The sequence below is a fragment of the Amnibacterium setariae genome (genome assembly GCF_003581425.1).
GTDB lineage: Bacteria > Actinomycetota > Actinomycetes > Actinomycetales > Microbacteriaceae > Amnibacterium > Amnibacterium setariae.
On sequence record NZ_QXTG01000002.1, the window covers coordinates 1,365,193 to 1,381,033 of the forward strand.

General features: G+C 69.3%; 18 protein-coding genes. 7 read left to right on the forward strand and 11 right to left on the reverse strand.

All coding sequences use genetic code 11. The features are described from left to right. Nucleotides 1-113: 113 nt before the first annotated feature. A complete protein-coding gene (locus D1781_RS14690; protein WP_119482959.1) occupies nt 114-896 on the reverse strand; it encodes an alpha/beta fold hydrolase in 783 nt (260 codons plus the stop codon). 1,207 nt (nt 897-2,103) lie between these two features. Between D1781_RS14690 and D1781_RS14705 the strand changes: the two genes are divergently transcribed. Next, nucleotides 2,104-2,397 (forward strand): hypothetical protein, encoded by a 294-nt coding sequence (locus D1781_RS14705; RefSeq protein WP_119482962.1) that lies wholly within the window; start codon nt 2,104-2,106, stop codon nt 2,395-2,397. A 117-nt stretch (nt 2,398-2,514) separates the two neighbouring features. Here the strand turns inward: D1781_RS14705 and D1781_RS14710 are convergent, their stop codons facing one another. Genes D1781_RS14710 through D1781_RS14720 form a run of 3 tightly spaced genes read right to left on the reverse strand, consistent with a single transcriptional unit; the run spans nt 2,515 to nt 4,809 of the window. Then, a complete protein-coding gene (locus D1781_RS14710; protein WP_119482963.1) occupies nt 2,515-3,210 on the reverse strand; it encodes an NAD(P)H-dependent oxidoreductase in 696 nt (231 codons plus the stop codon). A 44-nt stretch (nt 3,211-3,254) separates the two neighbouring features. Continuing rightward, on the reverse strand, nt 3,255-4,109 hold the full coding sequence (locus D1781_RS14715) for a fumarylacetoacetate hydrolase family protein (RefSeq protein ID WP_119482964.1): 855 nt from the start codon (nt 4,107-4,109) through the stop codon (nt 3,255-3,257). 13 nt (nt 4,110-4,122) lie between these two features. Then, nucleotides 4,123-4,809 carry a GntR family transcriptional regulator gene (locus D1781_RS14720; protein WP_233551370.1) on the reverse strand — a complete coding sequence of 229 codons (687 nt, stop codon included), beginning with the start codon at nt 4,807-4,809 and terminating at the stop codon, nt 4,123-4,125. Between the two features lie 71 nt (nt 4,810-4,880). Here D1781_RS14720 and D1781_RS14725 point away from each other — a divergent pair, with 71 nt between their 5' ends. Further along, a complete protein-coding gene (locus D1781_RS14725) occupies nt 4,881-5,405 on the forward strand; it encodes a YbhB/YbcL family Raf kinase inhibitor-like protein (RefSeq protein ID WP_119482965.1) in 525 nt (174 codons plus the stop codon). A 262-nt stretch (nt 5,406-5,667) separates the two neighbouring features. Here D1781_RS14725 and D1781_RS14730 read toward each other — a convergent pair whose 3' ends face one another. From D1781_RS14730 to D1781_RS14755, 6 genes are all read right to left on the reverse strand, one after another. Continuing rightward, nucleotides 5,668-6,126, reverse strand: coding sequence for a nuclear transport factor 2 family protein (locus tag D1781_RS14730; RefSeq protein WP_119482966.1), 459 nt, complete (start codon nt 6,124-6,126; stop codon nt 5,668-5,670). Between the two features lie 57 nt (nt 6,127-6,183). Next, nucleotides 6,184-6,966, reverse strand: coding sequence for an SDR family NAD(P)-dependent oxidoreductase (locus D1781_RS14735; RefSeq protein WP_119482967.1), 783 nt, complete (start codon nt 6,964-6,966; stop codon nt 6,184-6,186). Nucleotides 6,967-6,986: 20 nt separating this feature from the next. Further along, nucleotides 6,987-8,195, reverse strand: a complete 1,209-nt coding sequence (locus D1781_RS14740; RefSeq protein WP_119482968.1) for an MFS transporter — start codon at nt 8,193-8,195, stop codon at nt 6,987-6,989. Nucleotides 8,196-8,279: 84 nt separating this feature from the next. Further along, the gene (locus D1781_RS14745) at nt 8,280-8,870 is read right to left on the reverse strand and encodes a TetR/AcrR family transcriptional regulator (protein ID WP_119482969.1); all 591 of its coding nucleotides are present in this window, start codon (nt 8,868-8,870) and stop codon (nt 8,280-8,282) included. A 55-nt stretch (nt 8,871-8,925) separates the two neighbouring features. Beyond that, nucleotides 8,926-9,480 (reverse strand): RNA polymerase sigma factor, encoded by a 555-nt coding sequence (locus D1781_RS14750; RefSeq protein ID WP_119482970.1) that lies wholly within the window; start codon nt 9,478-9,480, stop codon nt 8,926-8,928. A 61-nt stretch (nt 9,481-9,541) separates the two neighbouring features. Beyond that, nucleotides 9,542-10,681: a lactonase family protein gene (locus D1781_RS14755; protein ID WP_119482971.1), complete on the reverse strand. Its 1,140-nt coding sequence runs from the start codon at nt 10,679-10,681 to the stop codon at nt 9,542-9,544. A 166-nt stretch (nt 10,682-10,847) separates the two neighbouring features. Between D1781_RS14755 and D1781_RS14760 the strand changes: the two genes are divergently transcribed. Further along, a complete protein-coding gene (locus D1781_RS14760) occupies nt 10,848-11,423 on the forward strand; it encodes a CGNR zinc finger domain-containing protein (RefSeq protein ID WP_119482972.1) in 576 nt (191 codons plus the stop codon). A 193-nt stretch (nt 11,424-11,616) separates the two neighbouring features. Here D1781_RS14760 and D1781_RS14765 read toward each other — a convergent pair whose 3' ends face one another. Then, nucleotides 11,617-12,435: an SDR family NAD(P)-dependent oxidoreductase gene (locus tag D1781_RS14765; RefSeq protein ID WP_233551372.1), complete on the reverse strand. Its 819-nt coding sequence runs from the start codon at nt 12,433-12,435 to the stop codon at nt 11,617-11,619. Between the two features lie 111 nt (nt 12,436-12,546). On the opposite strand from D1781_RS14765, the gene D1781_RS14770 reads away from it, so the two are divergent. The 4 genes from D1781_RS14770 (at nt 12,547) to D1781_RS14785 (ending at nt 15,799) form a co-directional block, all read left to right on the forward strand. Next, entirely contained in the window at nt 12,547-13,311 is a 765-nt protein-coding gene (locus D1781_RS14770; protein WP_119482974.1) for an enoyl-CoA hydratase/isomerase family protein, read from the forward strand. Nucleotides 13,312-13,393: 82 nt separating this feature from the next. After that, nucleotides 13,394-13,963 (forward strand): TetR/AcrR family transcriptional regulator, encoded by a 570-nt coding sequence (locus D1781_RS14775; RefSeq protein ID WP_119482975.1) that lies wholly within the window; start codon nt 13,394-13,396, stop codon nt 13,961-13,963. 41 nt (nt 13,964-14,004) lie between these two features. Next, nucleotides 14,005-14,820 carry an SDR family NAD(P)-dependent oxidoreductase gene (locus D1781_RS14780; protein ID WP_119482976.1) on the forward strand — a complete coding sequence of 272 codons (816 nt, stop codon included), beginning with the start codon at nt 14,005-14,007 and terminating at the stop codon, nt 14,818-14,820. Between the two features lie 196 nt (nt 14,821-15,016). Further along, nucleotides 15,017-15,799: an alpha/beta fold hydrolase gene (locus D1781_RS14785; protein WP_233551374.1), complete on the forward strand. Its 783-nt coding sequence runs from the start codon at nt 15,017-15,019 to the stop codon at nt 15,797-15,799. Nucleotides 15,800-15,841: the final 42 nt, after the last annotated feature.

Here is a 15,841-nt window from a genome sequence, read left to right on the forward strand (position 1 = left end):
CCAGCAACCCGCTCCCGAGACGTCCCACTTCCCTGCTCATGAGACGTCTTCCTCGCCTCGATAGCGAAGGCAGGGCCGGTTCGGCGCTCACGCTCGCAACGGGCGAGCCGCGCTCAAGCGGTGCTGTCGAGAATCAGCCTGGTCGCTTCGTGCGGTGCATCCCACTGCGGGAAATGACCACACCGATCGAACCAGTGCAGCACCGCGTCGGGGAAGAGCTCGATGGCACGCGCGGCCTGTCTCGGCACGGTCACCAGATCACGACGACCCCAACCGATCGTGACCCGGCCGGGCACCGAACCAGCCGGGGCGCCCTGCTGCTTGGGCCCCTTCGTCAGGGCGTCCATGGCAGCACCGGTCGCCGGCGAGTCGGCCAGCCCGCGCACGTCCGGCAGCACGGTCTCGCGCAAGAGCGCCCACGGCCGTGCCGACAACTGCGCAAGCAGCACGGTCCTCCCGGCAGGGTTGCTGAGCAGCGCTGGCAACACGGGTCGCAATGCTCGAACCGCAGCGATCGATGGCCGCAGCGTGGCGCCGAAGACGGCGACCTCACGGTCGCTCCAGAAGCCGCCCGGATCCAACGCCACCGTGTCACCGCCGACACCCCGCCGTGCAAGCTCGAGCACGATTCGACCGCCCATGGACTGACCGACGGTCGAGACACCGCCAAGACCCTGCTCGCGGATGAAGTCCGCGACCGAATCGGTCAAGGTGGCGATCGAGACCTCGCCGGTCAACGGTGGCGTCTCGCCGAACCCCGGCAGGTCGACAGCGATCACCTCACGGCTCTCGGCCAGTCCGTCGAGTATCGGGGACCAAGATCGCCACCCAGCACCCAGACCGTGGACGAGCAACAGCGGACTGCCGCTCCCTCGTCTCACATGATTCAACGTCACACCATGACGCTAGCTCTCTCGAAACTCGAGGTGTTCAGTTCACACCGCATACGGATTAGCGGTCCCATTGCTCTACGAACGGCACCCGCCCCATCAACGCCATCCGCGACCGTGACGACCCCTCCGCCTGCGGGATCGAGCGACCGGCGACGGCGTCGAAGAAACCCGACTCCAGTCGCACGTCACCACCGAGCAGGCGCAACCTCCAATAACTTCACTGTGCCAAGCGCCCCCAAGCCCGACACGTCTCACAGCCCTGCTGGCAAGACAGGGCTAGGCGAGCGCCTCGGGTGGCGCTGTCAGCCACACAAGGTCCACACCCTGCGGTCCGTCTATGCGCGCCGCTAGTGCGTAGCCCCTGCTGCCGCGGTGCTGTATTGCCCACAGTTGCGCCTCCGCGACTGTGGCCCTATCGATGTTGTAGGACGTCACTCGACCCGGCTCGAGCACCGTGACGCGGAAGCCAGACGCACGCGCCTCCTGCGTCGCATCTCGCTTGTCAACCAAATGGACGTCCATCGCGCAAACCTACTAACCATCAGGCGACACCCGTCGCAACTGCCTGCCCGCGAGACATCTCGCTTCTCTGCCGTTGAGACTTTCCACTCCCCGCTCGTGAGACGAGTTCAGCCGTCGAAGTCCGCTAGCGAATAGACACGGTCGTTCCACTCCACCCGGTATCGATCGCGATTCTCGACCTCGAGACCATCGCCGTGCGATCCATAAGCGAGCACGCAGTGCACTGCGAGTAACGAGACCTCGTGCTGCTGCCAGCCGGGAGGCTGCCACAGCTGCAGCCCGTCGAGTCTGTCGCGGATCCGTCCGGATGCTCCGAATTGGATCGAGCGACGCAACCACGTGGAGCCAGCCGAAGGTTCGGACTTCCCGCAAATCACGGGAACGCAGCGCCCGAACCAACTGACCGCAAAGAGGTCGGTCGGAGTGGCACCCGAGCCCCCAAGTGCTCCGGCGTAGTAGAACCCAAGGGCCCTATCCAGGTCCTCGAGCACCAGTCGAGCGCTCGGGCTCGCTCTGGCATCAGAGTCGACCTTCCGGAGTGTCACGGCTCATCCTCCGTCGCGAGCAGTCGACTGAGAGCGACGCCGCTTAGGCGTGTCAGATCCCGCATGTGCGATGTTCCGCTTGCCTGGTCGCGCGACGCCCTGCCCTGCTCGTTGCCCCCTTGCAACTGGTGCAGGCTGGCGACATGACCGACTTCCCTCAGGACGGAACAGAGCTGCCGGAAGGGTTCAGTAGTCGCTGGGCAAGCACGGTGGGCACTGAGGACGGGTTCGCCTTGGAACTGCTGAGCGACGACGAAGTCGTGCTCGAGGTGTATCGCGACGACCTACAGCAGGGCGCTTTGTTCTTGAGAACGTCCGGCCCCTCACGGGTACCCCTAGCGGCGGTCCACTGGTTGCTCGAGACGGCTGCGCGCGAGATGCCGGCGCACGTCGCCGACGAGGATCGCGACTACGGCGAGGTTCCGCCCAAGTCGTAGGCGCGCGACGCGCCCTCGGCAGCATCAACGCAGGTCTCAGCGCCCTGCTTGTGGGACACATTGCTTCCAGGGGCGGCTCCGGTAGACCCAAGAGGATGTTCGGCGCGGGCGCACGGATCAGCGCGGGCGCGCGGCGCCGGCGGGAGCAGTGGGCCGGTCGAGGATGGCACGGAAAGCGCTGTGCACGTCCGCGAGGGCGTTGGCTCGGCCGTTCGCGTCGTCGCGCGCCGGGCCGAAGGTGACGACCGGCTCGAGGACCTCGAAGCCGACGAACTCGAAGATCCCACGGTGGATCGGGTAGAGGAAGCGGTCGAGGTCGCCGAACCTCCCACCTTCGGTGAAGGAGGTCTCGGAGCCGCCGGTCGTCGCGAGCACGATCGCGCGCCGGCCGTGCATCGCCGCGTCCTGGAAGAGGCCGAGCTCCCCGCCGAAGACGCCGCCGCTGACGAACACTCGGTCGACCCAGCCCTTCAGCACCGCGGGCAGCGCGAACCACCAGACCGGGAAGGAGAGCACGAGCAGGTCGGCGGCGAGCAACAGGTCCAGCTGGGGGGCGACGTCGGGCGCGAGCGTGCCGGCCGCCCAGGCCGATGCCTGCTCGGCCTGCGGCTTGAGCGGGCGGCGCGCGGCGGGGAACTCCGTGATGTCGAGCACGGGGTCGAAGCCGAGCGCGTACAGGTCGACGACGTCCACCCGGTGGCCGCTGTCGCGGAGCGCGGCCGCGGCCGCGTGCATCTGGGCGGTGCAGAACGAGTCGGGCTCCGGGTGCGCGTGCACGATCAGCGCCCGCGGGCGGGGGTCCTCAGTCGGCATGTCGGGTCCTCGATCTCCTCGGAACAGGGCAGCGGGCGTCCTCGTCACTCGAACGTCTGAACCATCTGGCCGAGGTGCTCGATGCGGCTGACGAGTCGGTCGCCTTCGGCGAGGAACCGTCGCGGCGTGCGGCCCATGCCGACGCCCGCGGGTGTGCCGGTCAAGATCAGATCGCCGGGAAGCAGGGGCAGCACCGCAGACAGCCCGGCGATCAGGTGCGGCACGTCGACGATGAGGTCGGCGGTGGTGCCGTCCTGCACGACCTGCCCGTTCACCGCGCAGGACAGCCGCAGGGCGTCCGGGTCGGGGAGCTCGTCGGTTGTGACGAGCCACGGGCCGAGCGGCAGGAAGCCAGGGTGTGACTTGCCGAGGCTGAACTGCGGCGCCGGGCCCGCCATCTGCAGCACCCGCTCCGACAGGTCCTGCGCCACGGTCAACCCTGCAACGTGCGCCCACGCGTCCTGCGGCGGTACGCGCCGGGCGACACGGCCGATCACGACGGCGAGCTCGACCTCCCAGTCCACCTCGACCCGTCCGGTCGCGTCGCCGTGCGGCAGCGCGACGCGCGTGTTCGGTCCGGTGATCGCGGTGGCGAACTTCGTGAACACCGGCGGCAGGCCGGCGGGCGTCTCGAAGCCGGCTTCGGCGGCGTGGTCCCGGTAGTTCAGGCCGATGCCGAACAGCTGACGGGGCGCCGGCGTAGGCGCCCCGAGCGCCGCGGGGTCAATCTCCGCGCCGCCGTGCAGCGAGGTCCCGCTCGCCCAGGCGCGGAACTCGTCCCACCGCTCGTACACGTCCTGGACGGCGGGTCCGAACCGCCCGCCACTGACCTCGGCGACGTCGTGGGCGCGGCCGCCGTGCAGCAGCACGAGGCGTTCGTGCAGATTCGCGATGCGCATCAGGCGCCTCTCCTCAGTCGTTCGCGGGTGCCGGCCGGTCGAGCCCGGCGGCGGTGTGGCCGAGGTGCTCCGCGAGCAGCCGTTGACCGGCGTCGGCGTCGCGCTGCAGCGCGGCCCGCTCGAGCGCACGATGCTCATCCACGAAGCGGCGGTCCGGCGTGCGGTGCACCGACCAACGCCGCGCGAGCTCGGTCGCGGTCCACAACCGGTCGGACATCTCCAGCAGCACCGGGTTGCCGCAGGCCGCGAGCAGCGCGCGGTGGAAGCGGCGGTGCGCCTCGGACCAGGCATCGGAGAAGTGCGGCGACCCGTCGGAGTCGGTCAGCGGCGTTCCCTCGAGCCGATGCAGCGCGGCGCGGACCGCGGCCTCCCACTCCAGGTCGCCGTGCTCGATGGCGAGACGCAGCATCGGCGGCTCGAGCAGCTTCCGCGCCGCCGCCAGCTGCTGCCACCGCTCGTCGTCGACCGCGGGCACCTGGAACCCGCGATTCGGCAGCCGTTCCGCCAAGCCCTCGCCCACGAGCCGGAGCAGCGACTCGCGCACCACAGCCAGGCTCACCCCGCACCGGTCGGCCAGCGCCTGCGGCCTCAGCGCAGACCGTGGCGCGACGTCGCCGCGCATGATCTCCGCGCGCAGCAGCGCGTACACCCGCTCGGAAGGGCTCCGGTGCTCCGCCTCGAGCATCACGACATCGACCACGGCACCAGTATCGCCCAGAATCGATTATCGTGCCATCATCGATCTCATTTGATCCCCTTGAAGGAGCACGCATGACCGAGAACGACCCATTCGCCCGACTGCCCGAAGTTCCCGGCTTCACCGTCACCAGCAGCACGCTGCGGGACGGCGACGCCCTGCCGCTCGCGCAGCTGTCCGGCATCTTTGGGGTGCCCGGCGGCGGCGACGTGTCGCCCCAGCTGTCGTGGCGCGGCGCACCGCCCGAGACCCGCGGCTACGCCGTGACCATGTACGACCCCGACGCTCCGACCGGCTCGGGCTTCTGGCACTGGGCGGTCGCCGACCTGCCGGCCTCCGTCACCGAGCTGCCCGAAGGCGTCACCGACCTGCCGGGCGCGGCGTTCGCCTTGCCGAACGACGCCCGCGCCGCACGCTTCATTGGCGGCGCACCGCCCGCCGGCCACGGCCCGCACCGTTACTTCATCACGGTGCACGCGCTGGACACCGACCAGATCGGCGTGCCGGCAGACGGCACCCCGGCCTACCTCGGATTCACCATGGCCAGTCACATCCTCGCCCGCGCCACCCTGCACGCAACCGCCGAGACCCCCGCGTGAGCGCGACTCGCCCGGGAGCGGCGTGAGCCGCCCCCGGGCGAGCCTTCAACTCCTCGGCAACCGGAGCGCGAGCAACACGACCGTCACCGAGGCTCTGGTGGGAGACGAGATGGAGCCGCCTACGCCCGCGTCGCCTCGAGTGGCCACCGCTGGTCTCACCCCCCTGCCCGTGAGACGTCCCACTCCCCTGCTCACGAAACATTCGAGGCGCTCTTCGACACAGAGAACCCCACTGCTCCGGCCGAGGAGAGGGTGCGCATGGTCAGCGCGCTAGCGTGCGGGTTTCGCTCCAGTCGAGGATGAGTCGGCGGGCCGCAAAGAGCCATCGGCCGTTGATCTTGCGGAAGTCGTCGAGGTAGCGGAGTGAGGCGACCATGATTCTGCGGTCGCCGTCCTCGGTCCAGAGGTGGTGGGCGATGGTGTAGCTCTCGCCGGTTGCCGTGTCGCCGTTGAGGTTGATGCGGCTCTGCCCGTTGAAGTGCGTGGTGACGTCGTACTGCCGGAGGTCTTCGAACACGGGCATGAGCGCGTCTCGGCCGTGGAGGACGTATGTGGGGTCGGTGTCGGCGCCGGCCATGTGGACCGCGAATCGGGTGTCCTCGGTGAAGAGTGCTGCTTGCCCTTCGGCGTCTCGTCGGTCGGCGCAGTGCGCGTAGGCGTCGAAGAGGTCGCGGATGGCGAAACGATCCTCGAGAGCGGGGGTGTCTGTGGTTGAGGGCATGGGGCTGTTCTCCTGCTCGACGGGCGGCTGACGCTTGGTTGGTGGTCCCGGCCGGCCTCAGGCGGCGGTCGTCGGGAAGGCGACGCCGGTCAGTTGGTCGAGTTGGAGCAGCAGCCGGTCTTGGAACGCGGTGCTGCTGGCCGCCGGGTGCGCCGCTCGCTCACGCTGGTGATAGAAGTGCCGGCCGGTGACGGTGGCGGTGGCGTCGTTGCTGGTGGCGAGCCAGGTCTGGGTGCGGTGGGCTGCGTCGAGGTCGTCGGGCGCGCCGGGGCCGCCCATCTTCGTTGCGACCCAGCCGGGTTCGACCGAGTTGGAGTAGATGTCCGTCCACCTCCGAGCGACTGCGAACGCGAGGGTGGTGTCGAAGAGTTTGCTGTCGGAGTACGCCTGGACGCCGTCCCAGGAGCGAGCGGTCCAGTCGATGTCGTCGAGATCTGCTTCACCGCCTTGCTGCATGCCGCTGCTGAGGTAGATCAGGCGCTTCGGGCGTCGCATCAGCGCTGTCAGGAGGTACGGCGCGAGGACGTTGACGGCGAGGACGGCTGCGTGGCCCTCCGGTGTGGCGCCTCGTTCGTGCTGCCGGTAGCCGAGTCCGGCGTTGTGGATGACGGCGTCGAAGGGATCGAGGGCGTTCGCTTCGGCTGCCAGAGCGGTGACTTCTGCCTGGTGTCCGAGGTCGGCGATGAGCACCTTGGTGCTGACCGGGATGTGGCGGCGCAGCTCTTGCGCACGCGTCTCGTTCCTGGCGTGGAGGACGACGTCATGTCCGTCGTCGAGGAGCTGCCGTGCGGCGTTGTATCCGAGACCGTCGGTGGAGCCGGTGATGAAGACGCGAGCCATGGCGATGTCCCTTTCGGTGGTCAGTGGTCGGTGTCCGGCTGGTGCCGGGAGGTCGGCAGCAGCACGAGAAGGGCTGTGGCGGTGACGATGCCGCCGATGAGCACGACCGCTCCCGCTCCGGGTCCGGCGATGACCAGGCCGCCGACGAGTGCGCCGAGACCGATGGCGAGGTTGTAGGCCGAGACGTACATCGAGGTCGCGGCGTCCGCCTGCCCGCTGGCGACGGAGACGCGGAACACCCAGGTCTGCAGCACGACCGGAAGGGCGGCGTATGCCGCACCCCAAAGGACCAGGGCGACTGCGACGAGGGGGAACGACGCTCCGAATGCCGAGAGCCCGACGAGTGCGGCGGCGAGTAGCGCGACGGTGATCAGGAGTGTGCGCCGCAGCGACCGGTTCAGCAGCGGCGCGATGGCGAAGTTGCCGACGAGTCCCGCGGCGCCCCAGATGACCAGGACGAGACCGACCGATCCTCCGGGGACGCCGGTGACGTCGGTCAGGAACGGGGTGATGTAGGTGAAGGCGAGGAAGTTGCCGATCATCGCCAGTCCGGTGACGGCGACCGCGACGCGCAGCGCCGGCAGCTTCCACACCGGCTGCTGCCGTCCTGTCGTGGTCGGCTTCGAGGCGGGGACGGATGGGATGACGAGCAGCCCGATGAGAAGCGCGACAGTGGAGAGCGCGCCGAGTGCAGCGAAGGTGAACCGCCAGGACGTGTGTTCTCCCAGCGCAGTGCCGAGCGGGACGCCCAGTACTGAGGCGAGCGAGAGCCCACTGAGCACCAGGGAGGTCGCCCGCACGCCATGCTCGCTGCTGACGATCCGCACTGCGGTCGCGGCCCCGATGGACCAGAACACTCCGATCGCGAGGGCGATGAGCGCCCGTCCGGCGAGGAGGACGACGTAGTTGGGCGCGAGGCCGGCGATGAGGTTGCCTGCAGCGCACGCGGCCAGCAGGACAACGACGAGCAGCCGCCGGTCCATCCGGCTCGTGAGTGCGGTCATCGGGCTCGCCAGCACGCCCACGATGAAGGCGAAGCCGGTGACGAGGAACCCGGCAGTGCCGACGCTCACCCCGGTGCCGTGTGCGATCTGCGGCAGGAGACCGATCGGCATCAGCTCGGTGCTGACGAAGGCGAACAGCGCGACGGCCAACATCACGACGGCGGTCCAGGCGCGGGCAGCGGTATGTGGCGCGGTCACCGGTACGGGTGGGTTCGTGGTGGTCATGCGACTCCTAACAACTCCAACGTTTGCGTTGGTAACAACGCTAGAACTTTCCCTACCCAACGTCAACGTTGGTTCAGCGGGGTTTCAGGGTGCGGCGCACATCTTTCGTGCGGCGTTCGCGACCGAGGTGCGGCGGCGCTGTCGGGCACTGGAGTCGCTCGATGGGCCGCCCACCATGTGGGCCACTTGAGGCACTGCGGCCCACCAGGCCGACAGCGCAAGGACCATGAAGACCATGTCCGCCGCGTCGATGCCGTCATCGAGGATGCCGGCGGCTTGGGCGCGGCGGAAGGCCGCGACCTTGCGCTGGTAGTGCTGGGTGCGGATCGCTTCGTCCGCGATCTCCTCGGTGCGCTCCAGCGCTTCCCAGTGCAGCAGTCGGACGAGCTCCGGATGATCGAGGTGGTAGTCGAAGCAGCGAGCAGCGAACTCGCCGACTCCGTCGGCTCCGATCGTGTCAATCGGGACGGCGCTGGCGATGCGCTCGAGCTCGTCACCGAGGACGACGGCGAACAGGTGCTCCTTCGTGCCGTAGTTGCTGTAGACCCGTTCCTTGTTGACGCCGGCTCGAGCGGCGATCGCTTCCATCCGGGTTCCGGCGAGGCCGCGTTCGGTGAATTCGGCGGTGGCGGCGTGCAGGATCTTGCGCTTCGTCTCGGCGGGGTCGCGGACCATGTGCCGAGCGTAACAACGCTTCCGTTGGATTGGCGGGGCAGTCCGCTCAAACGTGTCACGTTGGCGCTCCGGCAGTGTCCTGCAGGATCTGCCGCAGGCGGCGGAGGCCGTCCCGATAGCGGGTCCTGCTGGCGCCGGCGGCGATCTCGAGCTGGTGGGCGATCTCGACGTGGCTGAGGTCGTCGAAGTGGTGCATGAGCAGTGCGGTGCGCTGGTAGTCGCTGAGTTGCGCCAGCGCGGCCTTCAGGTGCGGTCGGTACCAGGCGAGTGCGGCGTGCTGTTCGGGTCCGTAGTCGACTTCGTGGGCTTGCCGGAGGCCGTATCCGAGGTCGCGGGTTCGGGCGGCCTGCACGCTGCGGACGCAGTCGACGGCGCGTCGGTGGGCGACCGTCCTCAGCCAGGTGCCGAAGCCGCCGCGGGTCAGGTCGACCATGTCGGGGCGTTGCCAGAGCTGGAGCCAGAGATCTTGCGCGACCTCCTCGGTGAGGTCGCGGTTGAGGGTGACGTGGTCGATGCGGGCGAGCAGCTGCGGCTGGTAGCGGGCGCGGAGCTGAGCGAGGGCGCGTTCGTCGCGGTCTCGGACGCGGGCGAGCAGGTCGTGATCATCCATGGGGAGCAAGGAGCGAGGCGGGTGGTGCGGGCTGCGTGAGCGGCCCGCACCACCCGGGTCATCAGGAGGCGACGATGCCCTCGGCGCCGATGGCGCCGGGGACGGTGACGGCGCCGATGTTGCGCAGCGCACCGTTGGTGGCGACCGCGAACTCGTCGACGATGCCGGCGGCGCCGGTCTGGACGTACAGGTAGCGGCCGTCGCGTGTGGCGGCAGCGTCGACCGTGCCGGCGTCGGTGGCAGTGGTTCCCGTGCTGGTCAAGGAACCGTTGCGGCCGAGGGAGTATCCGCTGACGGTGCCACTGCCGGCGTTGGAGGCGTAGACGTGGTGGCCATCGATGACGATCCAGCAGCTGGCCTTCTGCCCGGTCGCGACGGAACTCCGCTGCGTGAGGGTGCCGTCCTGGTTGACGGTGAAGGAGGCGACGGCGTTCGGGCCGGCCTCGCTCGTGACCAGCGCGCCGCGGTGGTCGAAGGAGAACCCGAACGGCACATCGTTCGGCAGGGCTGTCACGACCGGCTTGGCGGCCAGTCCTGCGTGGCCGAAGCCGAACACGTCGAAGGCGCTGGTGTTGCCCTTGGTCGACACGACGACCTTGGAGCCGTCGGGGGTGAACGCGATCTCGGCCGGGGTGTGGGTGAACTCGGGCGTGGCGTTCGGGTCGAGCCCGAGGGTGCGGTGCCAGCTCGGCACCGCGATCAGGCGTCCGGCGTGGTGGAGGTAGCCCTGGATCGAGCCGCCGTCGCGGGCGTTGAGGACGAAGACGCGGTTGCCGTGCGCGGTGACGCTGACCGGGAACTGGCCGTGCGAGCTGACCTCGTGTCGGTGCACGAGTCGGTCGCCGCGGATAGCGAAGGACGTCACGGTGTTGCTGCCGGCGTTGACTGCGAACAGCGACGAGCCGGAGCGCACCAGCGAGCCTTCCGAGGCGGTGTGGTCGACGACCGACCCGTCCAGCGCTCCCCCGGTTCCGCCGGTGCGGTAGCTGCCGGCCGGGCGCAGCGTGCCGTTGGAGAGCCGGTCGTAGGCCACCACCGAGTTGTGCGCGGTGCTGTCGGTCTGCACGAAGACGGTGCCGGCGACGCGGTGGTGCCCGTGGAGGTCCGGGCTCGCGGTCGCTGCGTTCGCGGTTGCGGCGCCGCCGGCGACGAGCGCTGCGGCTGCGGCCGCGGCGAGGGCGATCCGGGAGGAGGTGTGCATGGCGATCGGGTCCTTCGTTCTGTCGGTGCCGCGACGTCCATCACGGCGCCGTAACGGTAAGTGAGCGGTTTACCATTAGCAAGTCGAGACCGAGCGAAGTACGCGGCCACCGGTTGAGCGAAGCCGCCCAAGGGGTTCCGACGAAGTGGTGAGACAGGATGAGGACATGGCCACACAGGAGCCGACGCCCGCCCCAGGCGAGGAGCTGTCGGTTGCTCTCGCGCTGGTGAACACGAAGGTGTCCGGCACGCGCGGCGTCTTCGATCGGTTGAGCGAGGCCGAGGACGCCGATCAGTGGCTGCGCCGGAACGGGCTGACCGAAACGGGACAGGCGACCGCATCAGAGTGGTCGGATCTGGCCCAGTTGCGCGCTGACGCCCGGTCCGTGCTCGAGGCACTGGAGGCGCACCGCGCTCCGGAGGACACGGTCCTCGGCCGCCTCAACACGGTTGCAGCCGCACCAGTCCGGCCCGTGCTTCGCACGCACGGTCCGCGACTGGAGCTGCAGTGGGAGCCGACGTCGGCGGAACCGCCTGCTGCTCGGGTCGCACGGGACCTGGCGGCGTTCGCGGTCTCCGAGGCCGCCGCGAGGGTGCGGACATGTGCGGCGGACGACTGCGATCGCATGTTCGTGCCGGATCACGGGAGGCGGATCTGGTGCTCCCCGGCCTGCGGGAACCGGATGCGCGTGCAGCGCCACGCCGCGAAAGCTCGCGCGACTCGTCTCTCTTCGGCCCGGTAGTCGCCCGCTCCTTCCCGAGAGGCCGGCTCCACCGCGGCGCCCGCGCTCGACAGGCGTTGCACGTCTCTCGCACGCACCCCGAGCCGAAACGACCGAAGGGTCAGCCCCGCAGGGCAGCGGCAGGACTGGTCCCTGCCGCTGCCCGCACGGGCCTGGCTCCTGCCCCGCTCAGCGCGGTCGTGCCGTTGCGGGCTCAGACCGCGAGGCGGCCGCCGTCCACGGGCAGGACCGCGCCGTGGATGAAGGAGGAGGGGCCGGCGGCCAGGAAGACGATCGCATCGGCGATCTCCTCGGCAGTGCCCGGACGACCTGCAGGGCCCTGGGCTGCCAGCGCGGCGAGGTCGTCTCCCATCACGGCGGTGCCTTCGGTCCTGGTCGGGCCCGGGCTGACGGCGTTCACGCGCACACCCTTCGGCCCGAACTCCGCAGCCCACGCCTTGGTCAGCAGCACCAGCGCGGCTTTGCTGGAGCCGTACAGGGCCATCCCGTCGGCGCCGAAGTCCGCCACCATCGTGGTCACGTTGACGATCGCGCCGTCGCCGCGCTGCACCATCGCCGGCGCCAGTGCGGCGACGAGGAAGTAGGGCGCTTTGACGTTGGTGGCGTAGACGCTGTCGAAGTCCGCCTCCGTCGTCGCAGGCGTCGGGCCGAACGGGAACACACCCGCGTTGTTGATCAGCACGTCGACCCGGTCGCCGGTGAGCCGCCGCGCTTCGGTGGCGACCACAGCCGCACTGGAGGCGTCGCGAAGGTCCGCCTGGATGAAGTCGGCTCGGCCGCCACGCTGACGGATGGTCTGCACGACGGCGTTGCCTCGCTCGACGCTCCGGCCGGTGATGACGACGTGCAGGCCGAGGAGCGCGAGCTTCTCGGCAGTCGCCCGTCCGATACCGCTCGTTCCGCCCGTGACGAGGGCGCTGTGGGAAGTAGCCATGAGAAGTCCTATCTGCACAAACCTGTTCAGGTTCTCTGACCATAGCCCCCGCCTCGTCACGGTTGCGACCAGGAACACCGGCCCGTGCACCCCACCCCGACGCGACTTGACAAGACCGAACAGGTCGGTACAGTTACCGATGTAGCCGAACGGACCTGTTCGGTTAAGCGCACTGAGCAAGGAGCCGTCATGACCACCCCCGCCTACTTCGACAAGTACCAGAACCTCGCCTTCAGCCGCGGCGAGGACGGCGTGCTGGTGATGCGGTTCCACACCGACGGCGGCCCGCTCACCTTCACCGGACAGACCCACGAGGACCTCCCCCAGGCCCTCGAGGACATCTCCCTCGACCGGGACAACAAGGCGCTCGTGATCACCGGCACCGGCGACCAGTTCATGAAGGACATCGACGGGCCCAGCCTCGGCGAGATCTTCAAGCCCGCCGCATGGGAGAAGACCCGCGTCGAGGGCCGCAAGGTCCTCGAGCGCCTCCTCGACCTGCCGATCCCGGTCGTCGGCGTCGCCAACGGCACCGCAACCATCCACTCCGAGTACCTGCTCCTGGCCGACGTGCACATCGCCTCCGAAAAGGCCACCTACGGGGACTTCCCGCACCCCGCCTTCGGCATCACCGCCGGCGACGGCCTGCACGTGGTCTGGGAGGAGATCGCCGGCACCGCCCGCGCGAAGTACCTCCTCTGGACCGGAGAGTCCATCGACGCGCAGACCGCGCTGCAGTGGGGCGTCGTGAGCGAGGTCGTCGAGCACGACCGCGCCCTCGAGCGCGGCCTCGAGATCGCCCGCAAGCTCGCCGCGAAGCCGGCGCTGTACCGGTCGCTGCAGAAGCAGACGCTGAACCTCAACCTGCGCCGCCGCCTCACCCAGGACGTCCCGTTCGGCATGGCCCTCGAGGGCCTCACCGCCGCCGACCTCGCCTACCAGCAGCAGGCATGACCCCGCGCGCGGTGGACGCCACCGGTTCCGGTGGCGTCCACCGCACGGGCCTAGTCTGAACAGATCCGTTCAAGGAGTCCGCATGGCAACCATCCCCCGCACCCGACGCCGCCCCGCCCTGGAACGCGTCGTCAAAACCGCGGACCGGCTCTTCTACGCCAACGGCATCCACGCCACCGGGGTGGACACCATCGCGGACGAGGCGAACGTGTCCAAAGCGAGCATGTACACCTACTTCCGGACGAAGGACGATCTCGTCGGCGCCTACGTCGAAGGCCGCAGCCTCGCCTGGCGTGACCACCTCACCGCCCAGCTCGACGCTGCAGACTTCTCCCCCGAGGCGAAGATCCTGATGGTGTTCGACCTGCTCGGACAGTGGTTCACCACCGACGAGTTCAACGGCTGCCCGTTCATCAACGCGGAAGCGGAGAGCACGAAGGACTCCCCCGCCCACGACGCGAACGTCAGCCACCGCAGCTGGATCCGCGGCCTGTTCGCCGACCTCAGCGCCCAAGCCGGCGTCACGGACCCGACCGCCACGTCGACCAGGCTCGCGATGCTGTACGACGGCGCGATGGTCGGCGCGCACACCGAACCCGCCATCGCCTGGGCCACCGAAGCCCGCGCAGCAGCAGCACTCCTGCTGCATTGAGCCACCGGTCGCCCGGACTAGGCGGCAGCGAAGGAACACGCATGGACCTGACCGACCGATCCGGGATCATCACCGGCGCCGGCAGCGGCATCGGACGAGAACTCGCCGTGCAACTCGCGACCAGGGGCGCCTCCCTGCTCCTCGTCGGGCGCCGGCAGGACGCGCTGAACGAGACCGCCGAACTCGTCACCGCTGCAGGCGGAATCGCCCACGTGTTCGTCGCCGATGTCACCGGCGAGAAAGCACCCGAGGCGATTTTCGAACAGGCACGGGACCAGCTCGACACCGTGGACCTGCTGATCAACAACGCCGGCAACGTGCGCGCCGGGCGGCTGGAGGACACCGACCCGGCCGACATCCGCGCCATGGTCGACCTCAACCTGACCGCTCCGATCCTGCTCACCCGCGCCGCTCTGCCGGAACTGCGACGCGCCGCCTCCGCCCGACGAGCGCTCGTGGTCACCATCTCCAGCGGCATCGCCCTGGTGAACCTGCCCTTCTACACGACCTACGCCGCCACGAAGACAGGAGTCGCAGCGTTCGGGCACGCGCTGCGCCGCGAGCTCCACGGCACCGGCGTGCACGTCGCCACCGTCTATCCCGGCGCGACCGCCACCGCGATGATGGACTCCTCCCACGCCGGAGAAGCGCTCGGCTTCGGACGCCGCACTACCGCAGACGTCGTCACCGACGTGCTCGCAGCACTGGAACGGGACGAGCACGAGATCAACACCGCCCTCCCCAGCCGCCGCCGGCTGCAGGAGCTGCATGCCACCGCACCGCTGGAAGTCGACGCCGCACTGGCCCCACAGCTGGCCGACCTCGAGGCCGCCGTCCGCTCCCACCGGAGCATCTGACCCCTGAACCGGCAGCGTCGCGTGCGCCGACGCTGCCACTCCTGTGCCGTGCCGATCCGATCCGATCGGCGCGGCGCACCCCTGAGAGGGCGACTCGCCCGAAGGAGCTGCAACGACCACCGCAACCCACCACCGCACCACCGAGATCGAGGGCCGCACCGTCGCCTACCGGGAAGCAGGCCCCGCCGACGCTCCCGTGGTCGTGCTCCTCCACGGCTTCCCGGCCTCATCCGCCATGTTCCGCAACCTGATCCCCCAGCTCGCGGACCGGTACCACGTCATCGCACCCGACTACATCGGATTCGGGCACTCCGACGCACCTCGCATCGAGGAGTTCGAGTACACGTTCGACCACTTGACCGACGTCGTCGAGGCGCTCCTCACCCAGCTCGACGTGAAGACGTTCGCCATGTACGTGCAGGACTACGGTGCGCCCGTCGGATGGCGCCTCTACCTCCGCAACCCGGACCGGATCACCGCGATCGTGTCGCAGAACGGCAACGCCTACGAAGAAGGATTCGTCGACGACTTCTGGGCGCCGCTCTGGCGCTGGGCGAAGGACGGCAACGCGGCCGACGAAGCGATCCTGCGCAGCACCTTCACGACCGACCTCGTCCGCTGGCAGTACACCAACGGTGTCGAGGACCCCACCCTGGTCGACCCGGACACCTGGACTCGCGACGTCGCACAGATCAACCGGCCCGGGCAGCCCGAGGTGCAGCTGGCCCTCTACCGGGACTACCCGACGAACCGACCGCTCTACCCCGTGCTCCAGCAAGCGTTCCGAACCCACCCGAAGCCGCTTCTTGCCATCTGGGGCGAAGGCGACCAGATCTTCGGTCCCGGCGGAGCACGAGCCTTCACCAAGGACCTCCCCGACGCTCGCGTCGAACTGCTTCCCGGTGGCCACTTCCTGCTCGAGTCACAGCTCGACAACGTCGCCTCGTCCATCCGCACATTCCTCGCAGAGAACCTCTGACGAACACCCCTGCCTGTGGGGCCCGGCAACCCGGCCGGGCCC